This is a genomic window from Methanobrevibacter sp. UBA412 (assembly GCA_002495685.1).
GTDB lineage: Archaea > Methanobacteriota > Methanobacteria > Methanobacteriales > Methanobacteriaceae > Methanobrevibacter_A > Methanobrevibacter_A acididurans.
Map to the genome: position 1 here is coordinate 41,901 of DAGJ01000013.1, position 16,610 is coordinate 58,510.

The window sequence follows — 16,610 nt, forward strand, 5'->3', positions numbered from 1 at the left end:
AGTAAATCATTATTTATCTAGCTAAAATTAATTATCAGTAATGCTCAAAAAAATAGAAAAAATGAACTCATTATTCCTCAAACGTAGCTAAATTTTTGAATTCAGAATGTTTTTCTATAAAACTATATAAAAGTCTAGCATCTTGTTCATGCTGTGATTCACCAGGTTTATCATAAAAACCTAAACGCATTTTCATATAAAAATCTTTTTGATTTTTACGTAGCAATCTTTGACAACACATTCTATAATCATTAAACAACCATAAATCAATAAGATTAGGAGGAATTACAACATCTTTAATTTCACAAATTTCTAAACAATGCTCATTTAAAAATTTTTCATTTACACAATACCTCATTTTAATAACTCCCTACAAGAAATGCTTTATCAAATATAATTTGAATTAAATCTCTATTTTTGAAACATCTATTTCACCAGACATCAACCTTGGAAGTAAGGTGTCCCTAATTTTAGATAGAACCTCATTCTCTGCATTGTTTCTAATGATTTTTAATCTAATGGTTTTAAATATATGGGATATTTCTGAAATATCTTCAGGCATTGGACATTTTAAATTTAATACTAATCCTTTATCTGTATGGGGAATTGCAGTACCTGTAGTATTGTCACCAATGTATTTTTCATAATATTTTAAATATTGATAAACAATTTCTCGATATTTTTCGTTAACTATTATTTTAGATAATGTAGAACCTAATAAACCATCTTTACCGTAAAAGAGTTTACCAGAGCTAGCTCCATCCATTACCATCAAAATATCTAATTCATTAATTAAAACTCCTTTTTCATCCTTGGCATATAAATAATCTTGTCCAGATAAAACATCAATAGTTAAATAATTTGAAAATCCCTTTTCAAATTGATCTGTTGAAATTTTAGGTTTTTTACCTTTTTTAAATTTACATATGTCCTTTAATTGAATTAAATTGTAGTTTTTAGGAATTTTTCCATTTTCAGAAATTATTAAATCTTCATTCTTTATATTATTAAAATTAATAAAAATTGATTTAAAAAGTTCCATAGCTTGACTTTCTAAATTTTGATTTAACTGATTATTGTTTTTTAAAATATTGTCTATATTTGATAACAATTTTAAAACCTGTTTTTGATACAAAATTGGAGGCACATTTATTTTTAAATGATTTAAAGTATCTGATCTCAAACTAGGAATTGTTGTTCCTTCATTATATTTATTTAAATCAATCCTAGATATATAATAATATAAATATTTGGGAATAATTAAATTTTCATTAATTTCTGTGTAAAAAAGAGTATCAACAGTCCAAAAAGGAGTTTGTTGATAATATACATTAGATATACTCCCTTTTCGTGGAATTAAAACAGAAGGTTTATCATATAAAAAATCAGTAGCATACCCCATTAATCCTCCAGTACCAAAAATAGGAAATTTTCCATTTTTATCCTCAACTTTTTTCTGATTTTTCCCATACTTTAGCTTAATTAATGAACTTAAATCAAATTCTTTAAAATTCAAATCCAATCACCTTTAAGTTTTCTCTGATTTCTTTTTCTAGTTTATTGGATTCTTTAAATAAACTGTCTAGTTCTTTTGTGAGTGTTTCCATTTTTTCTTCGAATGGTATTCCATCGTCTTCTTCTGGTTTAAATCCTACATATCGGCCAGGTGTTAAGATGTAATCGTTTTCTTTTATTTTATCGTAGTCTGCTATTGCGGTGAATCCTTTTTCTTCTTCGAGTGTTCCGTTATCGAAGGCTTCAAATGCTTCACTGATTTTGTTTATGTCTTCTGTTTTTAGTTCTCGTAGTTTACGAGATACCATTGTTCCCATTTCTCGTGCATCGATGAATAATGTTTTTCCTTTTTGTTTTTTGTCACGATTTATAAACCATAGGCATACTGGTATTCCTGTGGTGTAGAAGAGTTGTGTTGGTAGTGCTACTATTCCTTCTATTAAGTCGTCTTCTAGTATTCCTTTTCTTATTTTTTCTTCTGCTTTATTTGTTGTGGAAAGTGATCCGTTTGCTAAGACGATTCCCATTTTTCCTTGTGGTGATAGGTGATGTATCATGTGTTGGATCCATGCGTAGTTTGCATTTCCTTTTGGAGGTATTCCATACTTCCATCGTACATCATCTTCTAATTTTTCTTGCCCCCAACTTTTTAAGTTAAATGGTGGATTTGCCATTATATAATCTGCTTTAAGGGTAGAGTGTAAGTCGTTTAGGAATGTGTCCTCATATGTTTTTCCAAGGTTAGCTTCTATTCCACGGATTGCAAGATTCATTCTTGCCATTTTCCAAGTAGTAGGATTGGATTCTTGCCCAAATACACTTATATTTTTAATATTTCCACTATGATTTTCTATGAAATTTTTGGATTGTACAAACATTCCACCAGATCCACAACATGGATCGTAGACTCTGCCGTTGTAAGGTTGTAGTACTGATACTAAGGTTTTTACTACACATGTTGGTGTGAAGAATTCTCCTGCTTTCTTTCCTTCGTTTTCTGCAAATTTTGATAAGCAGTATTCATAGGTTCGACCGAGTAGGTCCTGTTTGTCTCCATGGGTTGACATTGTTATATTTGTAAATAGGTCTATTACATCACCTAATTTTTGTTTATCTAGTTCGGGTCTTGCAAAATTACTTGGCAATACTCCTTTAAGTGATGAGTTATTCTTTTCTATTGCACGCATAGCTTCATCTATAATTATACCATTATCTTTTTCATGTGCATGTGTGCTTATTATGTTCCATCTAGCTTCTGGTGGTACAAAGAAAATATTTTCTGCAGTGTATTCATCTTTATCCTCCTGGTAACCTTTACCACTTTCAAGGAGTTTGTTGTATTTTTCTTCAAATTTATCTGATAAGTATTTTAAAAATATTAATCCAAGGATTACATGTTTATATTCTGATGCATCCATACTTCCACGAAGCTTATCTGCAGCTTGCCAAATCTTTTCTTCAAAACCAATTTCACTGGTATTGTCTTTTTTAGTCATAAATATTCACTTTTTAATTTTTTTTATTTAATGGAAAAAGTTTATTTTCATTAGATTTCTTATTTTAATAATCTATTTTTATTAATTACATTTCTATTGCGTCTGCCCATTGTTCACATTGTTCTATTACTGTATTTATTGCGGTTTCTAGTCCGTCTGGTGGGTAGTCATGTTCTCGGAGTAAGTGTTTTACAGTTACTCTCATTAGTGCTCTTGCACTTTCTTTTTTATTCCAGTCTATGGTACGGTTTCGGTTTAATTTTTCTGTTAATTCTCGTGTGATGGCTATTAGTTCATCGTTTTCATAGAAGTCTTTTATGTTTTCTGGTTGTGTGATTGCATCGTAAAATGCTAGTTCTTCATTTGTTAGTCCTAATTTCTCCCCCGCATTATTATCTTCTTTTATTTCTTGTGCAAGGTTGATTAGTTCATCTATTACTTCTTGATTGGTGATGTGTCCGTTTACGTATTTGTTCATGATTTTTGTTAGCATTTCACTGAATTTTTCAGATTTAACAACATTTTGATTATATTTTTTCCCTTTTATTTCATCTTTTAAAAGTTTTTGTAATAGTTCAATTGCTAGGTTTCGCTCTTGCATTTTATTTATTCTAGCTAGAAATGTTTCATCAAATAAAGAGGTTTCTTCTTGCACATCAGAGAACAGGTTTATTACTCCTTCACTTTTAATACTATGTTCTAATAATTCTGAGATTTGTTTGTTAATTTCTGCTGGTGATAATTTACCTGGACGTGTGATACGTGTTAGTAATGTTCTTACTGCTTCAAAATAGGCTGCTTCTAATCTTTCTGTTTCAGTTGCTTTACTTCTACATAATGATAGTGCTTGTTTTAATCTTAAAGCATAGGTTAAGAATTCTTCTTTTTCCTCTTCATTGTCTGGTTTTAATAGGAAATTAACCCCTTTTTTAATAGTTTTTGCCCGAATTAAAGGATCATCAGTAAAGAACTGTGTGTAATCTAATCCATGGAATAAGTCATCACAAATTTCTAGTATTTCCTGAAATTTTGGGTATGCTACTTTAATTATATCCATATCCCCATAATTATTCCGATCACGTTTAGTATAATCACTCATTGCTTGGCGTAATGCTGCACTTATACCAATGTAATCTACTATTAATCCCCCAGTTTTATCCGGATATACTCGGTTTACTCTTGCAATGGCTTGCATTAAAGTATGATCTTTCATAGGTTTATAAATATACATTGTATCCAAACTAGGAACATCGAACCCGGTTAACCACATGTCTACGACTATTGCTATTTTGAATTCATCATTAGGGTCTTTAAATTTAGAGTCTAATTCTTTTTTATATGATTTAGTTCCAATTATATCATGCCAATCTTCAGGATCATTATTATTACTAGTCATAACTATTTTTACTTTATCCTGCCAATCTGGATGCAATTCAAGTATACGATTATAAATCTTCATTGCTATACCACGGGAGTATGCAACAATCATTGCTTTTCCTTTTAACTCATACATCCGATTATCCATATAATGATTACTCATATCTTCACATAATGAGTTAATTGTTTCAGAAGCACCTAATAATTCTTCCATTTGACTTAATTTATGTTTACTTGCTTCAATTGCATAAGGTTCAGCTTCAAGTGATAATTCTTCATATTTATCATCAATTTCTTGTAAAGTTTCTGAATCTAATTCTAAGTTAATTACCCGGCTTTCATAATGTATTGGACAAGTTGCACCATCCTCCACTGATTGTGTCATATCGTAAATATCAATATAATCACCAAATACTTCACGAGTACTTTTATCCCTTGTAGCTATTGGTGTTCCAGTAAAACCGATAAATGTAGCATTTGGAAGATTATCATGAACTTTACGTGCTGCACCAATTATCTTCTCACCAGTTTCAGGATTAAACTTCTCCTCTAAACCGTATTGACTACGATGCGCTTCATCACTAATTACAATAACATCCTCACGAAGAGTTAATGGTTCATCTGATAGTTCAAACTTTTGCATAGTAGAAAAAAATATTCCATTAGCAACACGATCATTTAATAATTCTTTAAGATTCTCACGATTAACAGCCTGTTTAGGACTTTGACTAATAAAACCAGAACACTTATTAAACTGATTATAAAGTTGATTATCTAAATCATTACGATCAGTTATAACAACAAAAGTTGGACTATTCATAATATGTTGCAACTTATTAACATAAAAAACCATAGATAAACTTTTACCACTACCCTGAGTATGCCAAAACACTCCCGCTTTACCATCACTAGAAACAGCCTCCTGAGTAGTAGTTAAAGCTTTATTAACAGCAAAATATTGATGATAAGCACCTAAAATTTTAATATACTTACTTGAATCAACAGAGTATAAAATAAAATTTTCTAGTATATCTAAGAATCTGTGCTTCTCAAACATTCCCTCAAATAAGACATCAAAACTTGCAAAACTAGTATCCTTATAATTCCCATCAACTGTTTTCCATTCCATAAAACGATCTTCATTTGAAGTGATTGTTCCAGCTTTACTTGTTGCCATATCACTCATAACAACAAAAGCATTATAAGTAAAAAGAGATGGGACCTCTTTCATATAATTTTTCAATTGCCGATAAGCATTACTAACATCAACTTCTTCACGACTAGGAGATTTCAACTCAACAACAACTAAAGGCAACCCATTAACAAAAACAACAACATCCGCCCTTTTAACACTCAAATCATCAACAGTCCACTGATTAATCACATGAAAAGTATTCTTATCAACATTATCATAATCTATTAATTTAACTAAAGCAGCCCTTTTCTCATTACCATCTAAATAATTAACAGACATTCCCTTCTGTAAAAATTCAGTAAAATTATAATTAGATTCTATAAGATTACTACTTGAAACTAAACCTTTTAACTGATTTACAGCACTATCAATAACACTAAATTTTAAATTAGGATTAATCCGACTTAAACTTTCCCTTAAGTGATCCTCATACAAAGGATTATTATAATCCCTATCAATATTAGGACCATAAAAATGAGTATAACCTAAACCCTCAAACAAACTTATAATAGATTGCTCAAATTCATCCTCAGTAAAAACCATACCATATCACCATTAAAAAAATAAAATTTTATAATTAATATATTATATTATCATTCAAGATATTAATATTAACTTAAAATAAGGTAAAAGTCAAAAAATAAAAAAAGGATTAGTTCATAATTTTCTTTGCACCATAATGAATAATAATACAAAGAATAATAGCACCAATTAAACCAATAGGACCAAGCAATAAACCCAAGAATAAAAGTATACAGTACCCTATTACTTTTAAGAATGCTAAACCAGAACTACCATAACTAGTACCAACACTATCAAAAATAGGCCTATTTACAGAATCAAAAACTCGTCCACACTTTGGACATTGCGTAACTGCCCCATTAGTCCAGAATGATTTACCACAATATGGACATATATACTTATTACTCATAAATATCTTCCCCTTAAAGTTTTTTATGTTAAAATTATTAATATATTATGTTATTCATATTATTTAAAAATTAATCATATTATATTCAACTGAGAAAAAAGTGAATAGTAAAATTTAAAATATAATCAAACATACTATAAATCAATGATAAAATTTAATTAAAAATAATAGGGGGGATATGTTTTATGAGGAATAAGAATTATTTAATATATTATACAATAATTTTAATAATATTTGCAATAGTAAGTTCTTTAATTAATAATTTAATGTTATGGGTTTTATTTGCTATTTATATCCCAGTTGGTTTTTTAACTTCTTTAGCAATAGGATCAGAAAGTAATGATTTTAAAATTGAAACATCTACTCCAAATTACTCAAATAAAACTCAAATAAATAAAGAAAAAGAAATTAATGATCCAAAAAAACAAAAGGACATTGAATCAATTAAAATTAAAAAACCAAATATCCATGATTCTAATGCAATTAATGATGTAACAATATTTCAAAGCCAAAACCTAAAAAAAGTAGAAGAAGCTAAAAAAGAACAGGAATGTTTGAAAAAAATTAAGGAAAAAAATTATTCTTTAAATATATTAAATGCATATGTAAATGATTCTGATTATTGTAAAATGTTATTATTTGAATATGATTTAAGTGATGATGACCTGAAGGAAATTATTAATATAATGAAATCTCAAATTGAATCTGGTGATTCATTAAAATATGGTGTAATGGAAGAGTTGGCGAATCGATCCAGATTCAAACAACAAGAAAATTTTCAAAGATTATTTGATGAGCAAAATGAGAGTAGTAAAATCACCTTATTAGAAGAGGAACCTGACATTAAAGATTTTTATATTGAATTTACCTATTTTGATCATGACAAAATTTACTACGAGGATCCTGAAAATAAGTATTTTCGTTTTGATTTGAGTAAAAATATTGAAAGTATTTGTGATGCAAATAGAATTAAAAAAAATCTAAAAGTAAAAAATAAATATTATAATATGAATGAATGGGATTGCACTCCTTTAGAAAAATTAGAACCTTTTTCAAAAGAAGAAATGAACCTTCTTTTTTAGCACTTATATAAAAAAATATTAAATAAGAATTTAAAATATAGGGAAGATGCTTGTTCTCATTTAGATTCTTTAACTGGTCTTAGCTATAAAAGAACTGATTATTTTAAAACATTATTAAAATAGAATAATTTAAACGAAAAAGAAGGAAATATTATCATTGATACATTAAAAAATTTGTTTAATGAACATTATCCAAAATATGTAATAAGAAACATACCCCCACGGAAAAATACATCTAATAACCCTCCAAAGGTATCCATAAAACGAAATGTTTCCTTAAGTACTAGAACAAAAGTATTAGAAAGAGATAAGTATACCTGTCAAATGTGTGGTAGAAATAGGCATGAGGGTGTTAAATTAGAAGTGGATCATATTATTCCAGTATCAAAGGGAGGATCTAATAATATGAGTAATCTCCAAACATTATGCTTTGATTGTAATAGAGGTAAATCTGCTAAAATATTACCAAATCAAATGAATAAATAAAGGGATTTAAGGAATATGGCATATGATGAAAAAAAAGAAACTATGAAAAAATTGTATGTAATAGTGGGTCCTTATCCCCCTAGGAAATCTTATTTTAATAAGTTATTATCTGACTATGAGTTATCTTATGAAGATGGAGAAGAAGTTATTGGGTATGTTAAAAAATTGATTAATAACAGCATTATAGATGAACTAGATATAAAGCATGAATTAGAAAAAGAAGTAAAAGATAGAAGTTCTATTAATAAACCACATGAAAATCGTTCTGTAGATAAGATTAGATTGAACGCTATGTTTGAATTAAAAATAATAGTAGGTTTACATGAACCGAGAAAACCTTATTTTTATGAATTATTAAATAAATACGAGTTATACCCTTAGATGGAGAGTATATTATTGAGGCTATTGTAGAAAAGATTCATAATTATCAATTATGGGATTATCAAGTAAGGGACGAATTGATATGGCATGTAAAAAATTATTCACAACCAAATTATTCACGAACCGGATATCATTACGAGAGTATTATCAGTGAAAGCATTATTAGAAAACGAGATATTACTTTAACTAAAAGAACATTAGTATTAGAACGAGACAATTACACTTGTCAAATGTGTGGTAGGGATAGATATGATGGTGTTAAATTAGAAGTAGATCATATAATACCAGTATTAAAAGGCGGAAGTGATGATATAAGCAACCTCCAAACTTTATGCTTTGATTGTAATCGTGGGGAATCTGATAAAATATTACATAATCAAATGAATAAATAACTTTTTTATATTAAATTGAAGATTTTTTTATTAGTGAGATGAAAGTATAAAATTTTATATATTTTTATTTTAAATAATTAAATAAAAAAAGGGAGTTTGATATGAGTGGTTAAATATTGCCCAGAATGTGGAGCCGAACTAGAGGATACTCATAAGTTTTGTCCAGAATGTGGACATAAGTTTGATAAAAAAGTAACTAATAAAGAAACAGAAGATATTAAATCTAAAATAACTAATACTAAAATAGATAAATCTACCATATTGAATAAAAAGGTAATTGTTGGAGTAATAGCAGCAATAATAGTAATTTTTGGTATAATTTTTGTAGCAGATTACTTAACCCCAACAGAATCCCCAGATACTAATTTACAATTTCAAATAGTGGATATAAATCAAAACATATATAAATTTAATGATGGCGGTTATGGATTTTATATTAATGGTGAAATAACTAATTTACCAAGCAATACTGATCCTTATACTATTAAAGCAGAATTCTTTGATTTTTGGGGTAATGCACTAGGTGTAGATACTCGTAATGTAACTCAAAGTGGTCCAACTAATGGACAATTCTCTTTAGCTTCATATGGTACAGATAGTGGTATTAAACCACACCATGTAGTGATAGAAATAAAAAATGGTCAAACTGTTTGTGGAAAAACTACTTATAAAATAAATACAAATAATATGCCAACTTTTTAATAGGGATTTTTAACACTTACCCCTTTTTTAACTTTTTCTAAAATTACATAATCAACAAAAATAGTTATTAAAAAAAGAATTTAAAGTAATTCTTTCTTTTTAGCTTCAAATTCTTCTTTAGTTAATAATCCTTTTTCGTATAGTTCAGCATATTTTAATAATTCATCAGCATTACTACTTTGGGGTTCTTCTTTTTGTAGTGGACTTGGAGTTGGAGTATCTTTATTTTTCTGGTAACTATCCCATTTTTCATGTAAATATGTATAAATAGTTTCACATACTTTGGCTGTTGCACCTAAGCTAATTACTTCTCCATCACGCATACGTACATTAACATTACTCATAGCATGTTTAACTTAAGATAATTACAAACGCTGAAAATTTAAAAAGAAAATTTTAAACTATTAATTTAACATACTATAAATCAATCATAAAAAAACTTTAATAAGTGAATGGGGATGTGATATGTTTTATGGATAATAAAGATTATTTAATAATTGGTTTAATAATAGTTATAGTTGGGGTTGTTGCATTATTTGCAGGATTTGCCCTTGCAGGTAATAATAATCCTACAATAACTAGCAATGTAACAGTTAATAATACTACTAACAGTACTAATGATTCTGTAAGCACTAACACTAAGGATTCTAGTGATTCTAAAAATGTGGCAGTTAGTAGTAATTCTCATACAAATTCTAAACAAGTTTCTAATAATGGTAATTTAGATGAAGAGGATGATGAAAAAAAGAGTGTTGAACTTCAAATTAAAGAGTGGGATGATTGGCATCAATCAAATATAACCCCTGATTGGGATAAAATTGGTGGAAATGATGGAATTATAATTTGATTTTTAATTATACGAACAAGACTTTTATATAAAATTAATTATAAAACATTTTCTTGAGAGATAATATGTGTTAAGTTTAACATATTACACCCCCTTTTAAACTTTTTTTATAAAATTTTATTAACTTGTTTTTTCAAATATTTTATTTGATAATGTATGGAATTTACTAATCTTATATGTCATCACAAGCTTGAGAGAAGTTTTCATTTTAAAGGTCATCAGTTTCCAGTCTGTGCTAGGCGTACTGGTGTTTATTTAGGAGTTTTTACCTATATTGTTTATGCTTATTTTTATTTTATAGATTATACTCCTTCACTACTTTTATTTAGTGTTTTAATTTTATTGCCATTGGTGGTTGATGGTGTTACACAAAGTTTAGGTTTTCATGAAAGTAATAATACTTTAAGATTTATTACAGTATTGCTTAGAGGACTAAGTATTGGTATTCTTATTTAAGCTTTGAAATATTATATTTTTTTAGGTTGAGAAGATACAATTTTTAATAGTTACCTAATAAATTCGATGTATACATAATTTTATATCGATTAAAATTTTATATAATAATTATTATAACTCCCAAAAAAGGAGGTGAAAAAAAATGAACTATAAAAAAAAGATTTTATTAATTAACCTATTCTTACTATTTTTAATAATTACAATACCAAGTGTAATAGCAGATGAAAACATAAGCACAGAACCTTCCGGAATTATTGCTAACTCACAAAATAATATTACTTTATATAATGAAGTTCAAAATAATGTAATTTCCTCAAATGATTCAATTCAAAGTAGTATAGATTCATCAAGTGAAGGATCCACAATTATTTTAGAACCTGGAACTTATAATCAAAGTGGAATTTTAGTAAATAAAAGTTTAACATTTGTAGGTAATGGAAAATCTAATTTAATAATCTTAAATGGTAATAATGACAATTCTTCTATTTTCACTATTACTGGTGGTGTTAATGTTAATTTTATTAATATGACATTTATTAATGGTAATAGTTCTGATGGTGGTGCGATTTCCAGTTTTGATAGCCCAATTACAATATCAAATTGTATCTTTGAAAACAATCATGCAAGCACTAATGGTGGAGCAGTTTGTCTTAAAAATTCTTCCCTACAAATAAGTGATTCCCAATTTTATAACAACCAAGCAGATTATGATGGTGGAGCTGTAGCTACTAGTAGTTCAATTAATTGTAAAATTACTAATACTGTTTTTAATAATAATTCTGCACTTGGATGGGGTGGAACTATTTATTCATGGTATACAAGTATGAATTTAAATAATATTAGTATTAGTAATGGGTTTGCAGAAATTGGTGGTGCTATCTTTAATAGTGGAAATATAGTTGCTACTAATAGTGTTTTTACTGAGAATAAGGCTTCTTCCGAAGGTGGATGTTTTTATAATTATGCTAACAGTTTAATAGTTAATAATTGTATTATTTTAAATAATTCAGGTATTCTTGGAAGTGATATTTATTTATATAGAACAAATTCTTTAAGTAATTTTAATAATAATTGGTGGGGTGTAAATAACCTATTAAATAGTACAGTTTATCCGATTAACTGGACTGGAAGATTTGTTCTTGATTATGATAAAACTATTAATTATCCTTCTACTTGGTTAAATTTGAAAACTAGTATAATTGAAAATAATACTACTGGAATTTTAACCATCTTTTTAGAATCAAATAATGGTATGAAAATTAGTAACATGCCTCTTAATGTAACTGTAAGTGTAGATGGTTCAAATTATTATAATAACTTAATTAATGGTAGTGTAACTTATAAGTTAAGCAAAACAAATTCTAATCAAACTATAATTACAACTTGTGATTATCAAGTATTGGTTAATAATTTAAATGCTTTAAACAATACTAATAGCAGCACTAATACAACAAACAATACTTCAAATAATACTAATTCAACAAATAATAGAAATAGTAATCAAAATACATCTACTTTTACTAATTCTACAAATAAACTTGATACAAACAGTTCAAATAAAATTAGTAATGAAGTAAATATGAAGGTAACGGGAAATGAATTCGGCTTACTACTATTAACATTAATAGGTTTAATAGTGTGTAAATTTAAAAAATAGTTAAAAATGAAAAAAATGTTTAAAAAATTTTAATAAATTTATTCTGCTAATTTATTGCGAAATTTTGAACTTTTTTTCATATTTTTATATTCTTCTTTTTTTGGACATTTAAATTCTTCAACTAGTAAAACTAAGTAATCATAATATTCAGGTATATTATTATCTTTACCTTTGATTAATCCACGATAATTAACACCAATATAACCTGTATCACCAATATCCATTTTTAATCTTTCAATAGTACTGAAATTATCGAAAAATCTTTCCATTTCAACAGTATCATTTAAAGGCGCTTTATAATGAATAGCCATAGTTTTATCTTGTCTAGATTTAATCCCTACAAATTCCTGTTTAATTTTAAGTATTTCACCAGATCTCTTCTTAAAAGTTATATAATCACTTATATCTGAATTTACCATTTTATACTCCATGAACCTTATTTTTTAATCAATATGATGGAAAGGACAAGTTCCACAAGTAGGATCATAATAAGAATCTTTAGGTACATTTTTAACAGGATCTAAAAGTAAAGACATGGAAAATATTACATCTCTATCAGGACTAGGTTCACGCACTACAGGTGATAAGCCTCTAAAGTTAACAGGAACAAATCCAGTGTTACTTATATTATATGCTAAATTTCCAACATCCCCAACATCATCAAAGAAGTCTATAATTTCTTTTAAAAATTTAGGTAATGTGTGAAAGTTCATACTTAATAAATGGTCTTGTCTTTGTTTTATTCCAACATACTTAATGTTTACAGCTAAACTTTCACCATTTTCTTTTTGAAAAGTGATATAATTTTCTAAATCCACGTCTTCATCTTTAATTTTGTTTTCTTCATCCATTTTTTTTATCCTCCATTAAAAAATTTTTTAATGTAATTTTTTTTATAAAAAAATATAAAGATTATTGTGATGAATTTTCAAAGTGTAAACCACAACCTGTACACTCATGACATAAATCAATTTCTTCAGGAGTTTTCACAGATTCTTGAACAGTTAATGCCATAAATGAATATTTATTCCCTATTTCATTTTTTTCAAGAACTGGAGATATTCCCCTAAAATAAATAGGTATGTCCCCTGTACTACATATATCCATTTTAAAAGGTTCTATCATGTCAAAACTTTGGAAAAATCTTTGTATAACTTCCATATCCTCTTTAGGTACTCTGAAGTTTATACTCATAAATGCATCTTCTCTAGATTTTATACCTACATATTTTTGATTTACTTCTAATACTTCTCCAGACTGTTTTTTAAATATTAAATTTTCACCAAGATCAGATTCTGACATATTAATTTTTCTCCGATTTTATTCTTTTAGTAAATTTTATAAAAATGATTTACTTTAATTTTTATTATTTCTTTTTTTATTCTTAATTAGAAATAAACTTTAATTTTTATTAATTTAAAATTTATGGTTTCTTATTATATAATAAAATTTATGGTTTCTTATTATATAATAATATATAGCATTTTTTTAATTACAAATAAAAATAATTTGTCATTAATTATCATGAAAATTAATAAAGTATATATTAATAAAAGACTGATATTATTATATGTTAAAATATTTAACTAATACTTTTTTAATATTTTAACTCGAAAAAAAATCTTATTTAATTAAAATTATTAATTTTTTATTACTAATTTTTTTAAAAACTAGAATCTGAAAAATAAAAAATTAGATAACATTATATTTAACTTAAAAATAAATTTTACAAAATTAATTAAAAAAAAATAATATGGTAGGTAGAAAAATATGAATGAATTCGCAAAAGAAATTGGACTTCGTATTAATGACTTAAGAGAATTGTCTGAAATTTCAACAAAAGACTTCGCTGAACAATTAAAAATTGATGAAGATACTTATATTTTATATGAAAAAGGAGAAAAAGATATTCCAGCAAGTTTACTTAATGAAATTGCAAATATTTTCGATGTAGACCTATCCTTATTACTTACTGGTGAAGAAACCAGAATGAACATTTTTGATGTTACTAAAAAAGGAAAAGGAACTAGTGTTGATAGAAGTAAAGAATATGAATATGAAAACCTTTGTAAAAGATTTGCAAATAAAAAATCTGAATTTTTTATAGTAACAGTAGATCCTAAAGAGGATAAAACACCTTCATTAAATAATCATCCAGGACAAGAATTTAATTATATTCTTGAAGGAAGCTTAAAACTATTCATACACAATAATGAAATTGAATTAAACCCTGGAGATTCAGTAATATTTGACAGTACCCATAAACATGCAATGGTTGCTTTAAATAATAAACCAGCAAAATTTTTAGCTGTTTTAATGTAAAAAATGTGAGATTTAACTAATAATAAATATTATTTTTTAGAGGAATAATAAAATGACATCACTATTAAAAAAATTTCTTAAAAGAGTAGATTTCGACTCTTACGAAGACTTTGAAGAAAACTTCGAATTAAAAATCCCAAAAAACTTTAACTTTGGATTTGATGTTGTAGATGAATATGCACGAATAGATCCAAATAAATTAGCACTTGTTTGGTGTGATGATAATGAAGAAAAAACATTCACATTTGAACAAATTAGTAAATTAAGTAACCAAGCAGCAAACTTCTATAAAAAATTAGGAATTAAAAAAGGAGATACTGTAATGTTAACCCTTAAAAACCGTTATGAATGGTGGATTAACATGGTAGCATTACATAAATTAGGAGCTATAGCTGTACCTGCAACCCATATGTTAAAACTTCACGATATTGATTATCGTATCAGTAAAGCAGAAATAAAAATGGTTGTAACAGTAGAAGAAGATTATTTAATCAGAGATTATAATAAAACTCATGAAAAGTATGATTTCGAACGAGTAATAGTAGGAAATAAAGAAATTCCTGGTTGGTATAATTTCAACAGCGAAATCATGAAAATGAGTGATGAATTCGAAAAACCAACAGGAAAAGATATTGTTACTAATGATGATACAATGTTAATTTACTTCACTAGTGGAACTAGTGGAGAACCAAAAATGGTAGCACACACTCCTATCTATGCTTTAGCTCATATTGTAACTGCAAAATATTGGCAAGATGTTGTTGAAGAAGGACTTCATCATACTGCAGCAGATACTGGTTGGGGTAAAGCTGTATGGGGAAACCTTTATGGTCAATGGATAGCTGGAACAGCTATATTTATTTATGACTATGTTAGATTTAATGGATTAAGTTTAATAAAAAAGGTTTTAGATCATCATGTAACAACTTTTTGTGGACCTCCAACTATTTACAGATTCTTAATTAAAGAAGACTTAAGTAAATATGATTTTAGTGATATAACACATGTTACAACAGCTGGTGAACCTTTACCTCCTGAAGTTTTCAAAGTATTTAAAAAACAAACTGGATTAAGTATTAAAGAAGGTTTTGGGCAAACTGAAACCACTTTAGGACTTGGTACATTTATATGGTTAGAACCTAAACTTGGTTCTGTTGGTAAACCAAGCCCATTATATAATCTTGATATACTTGGTAATGATGGTCAAGTTGTAGATATTGGAAGTCGTGGAGAATTAACTTTTTGTATTGATCAAGGTCGCCCTGCAGGATTATTTAAAGAATACTTTAAGAACCCTGAACAAATGAAAAAGAAAAATTTTGATGGTCATTATCATAGTGGAGATACTGTATGGGTTGATGAAGACGGATACTATCACTTTGAAGGCCGTAATGATGATATAATTAAAAGTAGTGGGTATCGTATTGGACCATATGAAGTTGAAAGTGCTGTAATATCCCATCCTAGTGTTCTTGAATGTGCAATTACTGGTGTTCCTCATGAAGTTAGAGGACAAGTAGTTAAAGCAACTATTGTTTTAACTCGAGGATATACTCCAAGTGATGAATTAGCTAAAGAAATTCAAAATCATGTTAAAAAGGTAACTGCACCGTATAAATATCCTAGAGTAATTGAATTTGTTGATGAATTACCAAAAACCATTAGTGGAAAAATCAAAAGAAACACTATACGTGGAGAAGACATAAATAAATCAGATAAAGAATAATTATTACAATAAAATAATGGAAATAAATAAAATATTTTAAGATTT

The 16,610-nt window shown here is 27.4% G+C and carries 19 protein-coding genes; 10 read left to right on the forward strand and 9 right to left on the reverse strand.

Annotated features, from left to right (window positions below; all coding sequences use genetic code 11):
• Positions 1 to 70: 70 nt before the first annotated feature.
• From BP997_RS04070 to BP997_RS04090, 5 genes are all read right to left on the reverse strand, one after another.
• A complete protein-coding gene (locus BP997_RS04070) occupies positions 71 to 358 on the reverse strand; it encodes a hypothetical protein (RefSeq protein ID WP_413828865.1) in 288 nt (95 codons plus the stop codon).
• 45 nt (positions 359 to 403) lie between these two features.
• A complete protein-coding gene (locus BP997_RS04075; RefSeq protein WP_413828867.1) occupies positions 404 to 1,516 on the reverse strand; it encodes a restriction endonuclease subunit S in 1,113 nt (370 codons plus the stop codon).
• On the reverse strand, positions 1,506 to 3,011 hold the full coding sequence (locus BP997_RS04080) for a type I restriction-modification system subunit M (protein ID WP_409197622.1): 1,506 nt from the start codon (positions 3,009 to 3,011) through the stop codon (positions 1,506 to 1,508). Before BP997_RS04080 ends, BP997_RS04075 begins: the two co-directional genes overlap by 11 nt.
• 85 nt (positions 3,012 to 3,096) lie before the next feature.
• The gene (locus tag BP997_RS04085; protein WP_409197623.1) at positions 3,097 to 6,126 is read right to left on the reverse strand and encodes a type I restriction endonuclease subunit R; all 3,030 of its coding nucleotides are present in this window, start codon (positions 6,124 to 6,126) and stop codon (positions 3,097 to 3,099) included.
• Positions 6,127 to 6,235: 109 nt separating this feature from the next.
• Positions 6,236 to 6,514: a hypothetical protein gene (locus BP997_RS04090; protein WP_409197624.1), complete on the reverse strand. Its 279-nt coding sequence runs from the start codon at positions 6,512 to 6,514 to the stop codon at positions 6,236 to 6,238.
• A 185-nt stretch (positions 6,515 to 6,699) separates the two neighbouring features.
• Here BP997_RS04090 and BP997_RS04095 point away from each other — a divergent pair, with 185 nt between their 5' ends.
• From BP997_RS04095 to BP997_RS04115, 5 genes are all read left to right on the forward strand, one after another.
• Positions 6,700 to 7,596 carry a hypothetical protein gene (locus BP997_RS04095; RefSeq protein WP_413828869.1) on the forward strand — a complete coding sequence of 299 codons (897 nt, stop codon included), beginning with the start codon at positions 6,700 to 6,702 and terminating at the stop codon, positions 7,594 to 7,596.
• A 174-nt stretch (positions 7,597 to 7,770) separates the two neighbouring features.
• Positions 7,771 to 8,082: an HNH endonuclease gene (locus BP997_RS04100; protein WP_409197626.1), complete on the forward strand. Its 312-nt coding sequence runs from the start codon at positions 7,771 to 7,773 to the stop codon at positions 8,080 to 8,082.
• Between the two features lie 15 nt (positions 8,083 to 8,097).
• Positions 8,098 to 8,463 carry a hypothetical protein gene (locus BP997_RS04105; RefSeq protein WP_409197627.1) on the forward strand — a complete coding sequence of 122 codons (366 nt, stop codon included), beginning with the start codon at positions 8,098 to 8,100 and terminating at the stop codon, positions 8,461 to 8,463.
• Positions 8,464 to 8,540: 77 nt separating this feature from the next.
• Positions 8,541 to 8,855 carry an HNH endonuclease gene (locus tag BP997_RS04110; RefSeq protein WP_413828870.1) on the forward strand — a complete coding sequence of 105 codons (315 nt, stop codon included), beginning with the start codon at positions 8,541 to 8,543 and terminating at the stop codon, positions 8,853 to 8,855.
• Between the two features lie 105 nt (positions 8,856 to 8,960).
• Positions 8,961 to 9,557 carry a zinc ribbon domain-containing protein gene (locus tag BP997_RS04115; protein WP_409197629.1) on the forward strand — a complete coding sequence of 199 codons (597 nt, stop codon included), beginning with the start codon at positions 8,961 to 8,963 and terminating at the stop codon, positions 9,555 to 9,557.
• Between the two features lie 80 nt (positions 9,558 to 9,637).
• Here the strand turns inward: BP997_RS04115 and BP997_RS04120 are convergent, their stop codons facing one another.
• Positions 9,638 to 9,901: an SHOCT domain-containing protein gene (locus tag BP997_RS04120; protein WP_409197630.1), complete on the reverse strand. Its 264-nt coding sequence runs from the start codon at positions 9,899 to 9,901 to the stop codon at positions 9,638 to 9,640.
• A 128-nt stretch (positions 9,902 to 10,029) separates the two neighbouring features.
• On the opposite strand from BP997_RS04120, the gene BP997_RS04125 reads away from it, so the two are divergent.
• From BP997_RS04125 to BP997_RS04135, 3 genes are all read left to right on the forward strand, one after another.
• Positions 10,030 to 10,404: a hypothetical protein gene (locus BP997_RS04125; protein ID WP_413828873.1), complete on the forward strand. Its 375-nt coding sequence runs from the start codon at positions 10,030 to 10,032 to the stop codon at positions 10,402 to 10,404.
• 156 nt (positions 10,405 to 10,560) lie between these two features.
• Complete coding sequence (locus BP997_RS04130; RefSeq protein ID WP_409197632.1) at positions 10,561 to 10,860, forward strand: DUF2085 domain-containing protein; 300 nt, start codon at positions 10,561 to 10,563, stop codon at positions 10,858 to 10,860.
• A gap of 142 nt (positions 10,861 to 11,002) precedes the next feature.
• Positions 11,003 to 12,517: a hypothetical protein gene (locus BP997_RS04135; RefSeq protein ID WP_413828875.1), complete on the forward strand. Its 1,515-nt coding sequence runs from the start codon at positions 11,003 to 11,005 to the stop codon at positions 12,515 to 12,517.
• Positions 12,518 to 12,555: 38 nt separating this feature from the next.
• Here BP997_RS04135 and BP997_RS04140 read toward each other — a convergent pair whose 3' ends face one another.
• The 3 genes from BP997_RS04140 to BP997_RS04150 all read right to left on the reverse strand — a co-directional run bounded on the left by BP997_RS04140 (position 12,556) and on the right by BP997_RS04150 (position 13,819).
• Entirely contained in the window at positions 12,556 to 12,936 is a 381-nt protein-coding gene (locus BP997_RS04140; RefSeq protein ID WP_409197634.1) for a hypothetical protein, read from the reverse strand.
• Between the two features lie 24 nt (positions 12,937 to 12,960).
• Complete coding sequence (locus BP997_RS04145) at positions 12,961 to 13,368, reverse strand: hypothetical protein (protein ID WP_409197635.1); 408 nt, start codon at positions 13,366 to 13,368, stop codon at positions 12,961 to 12,963.
• 61 nt (positions 13,369 to 13,429) lie between these two features.
• Complete coding sequence (locus BP997_RS04150; RefSeq protein ID WP_409197636.1) at positions 13,430 to 13,819, reverse strand: hypothetical protein; 390 nt, start codon at positions 13,817 to 13,819, stop codon at positions 13,430 to 13,432.
• A gap of 468 nt (positions 13,820 to 14,287) precedes the next feature.
• On the opposite strand from BP997_RS04150, the gene BP997_RS04155 reads away from it, so the two are divergent.
• Entirely contained in the window at positions 14,288 to 14,839 is a 552-nt protein-coding gene (locus tag BP997_RS04155) for a helix-turn-helix domain-containing protein (protein ID WP_409197637.1), read from the forward strand.
• A 52-nt stretch (positions 14,840 to 14,891) separates the two neighbouring features.
• Entirely contained in the window at positions 14,892 to 16,565 is a 1,674-nt protein-coding gene (locus tag BP997_RS04160; protein ID WP_413824211.1) for an AMP-binding protein, read from the forward strand.
• Positions 16,566 to 16,610 lie beyond the last annotated feature (45 nt).

Excerpts from the sequence above, each read along its gene's own strand:
- BP997_RS04140 (WP_409197634.1), bottom strand. The coding sequence starts at position 12,936 with ATGGTAAATTCAGATATAAGTGATTATATAACTTTTAAGAAGAGATCT.
- BP997_RS04135 (WP_413828875.1), top strand. The coding sequence starts at position 11,003 with ATGAACTATAAAAAAAAGATTTTATTAATTAACCTATTCTTACTATTT.
- BP997_RS04130 (WP_409197632.1), top strand. The coding sequence starts at position 10,561 with ATGGAATTTACTAATCTTATATGTCATCACAAGCTTGAGAGAAGTTTT.
- BP997_RS04105 (WP_409197627.1), top strand. The coding sequence starts at position 8,098 with ATGGCATATGATGAAAAAAAAGAAACTATGAAAAAATTGTATGTAATA.
- BP997_RS04160 (WP_413824211.1), top strand. The coding sequence starts at position 14,892 with ATGACATCACTATTAAAAAAATTTCTTAAAAGAGTAGATTTCGACTCT.
- BP997_RS04155 (WP_409197637.1), top strand. The coding sequence starts at position 14,288 with ATGAATGAATTCGCAAAAGAAATTGGACTTCGTATTAATGACTTAAGA.
- BP997_RS04070 (WP_413828865.1), bottom strand. The coding sequence starts at position 358 with ATGAGGTATTGTGTAAATGAAAAATTTTTAAATGAGCATTGTTTAGAA.
- BP997_RS04085 (WP_409197623.1), bottom strand. The coding sequence starts at position 6,126 with ATGGTTTTTACTGAGGATGAATTTGAGCAATCTATTATAAGTTTGTTT.
- BP997_RS04095 (WP_413828869.1), top strand. The coding sequence starts at position 6,700 with ATGAGGAATAAGAATTATTTAATATATTATACAATAATTTTAATAATA.
- BP997_RS04120 (WP_409197630.1), bottom strand. The coding sequence starts at position 9,901 with ATGAGTAATGTTAATGTACGTATGCGTGATGGAGAAGTAATTAGCTTA.
- BP997_RS04150 (WP_409197636.1), bottom strand. The coding sequence starts at position 13,819 with ATGTCAGAATCTGATCTTGGTGAAAATTTAATATTTAAAAAACAGTCT.
- BP997_RS04145 (WP_409197635.1), bottom strand. The coding sequence starts at position 13,368 with ATGGATGAAGAAAACAAAATTAAAGATGAAGACGTGGATTTAGAAAAT.
- BP997_RS04080 (WP_409197622.1), bottom strand. The coding sequence starts at position 3,011 with ATGACTAAAAAAGACAATACCAGTGAAATTGGTTTTGAAGAAAAGATT.
- BP997_RS04090 (WP_409197624.1), bottom strand. The coding sequence starts at position 6,514 with ATGAGTAATAAGTATATATGTCCATATTGTGGTAAATCATTCTGGACT.
- BP997_RS04125 (WP_413828873.1), top strand. The coding sequence starts at position 10,030 with ATGGATAATAAAGATTATTTAATAATTGGTTTAATAATAGTTATAGTT.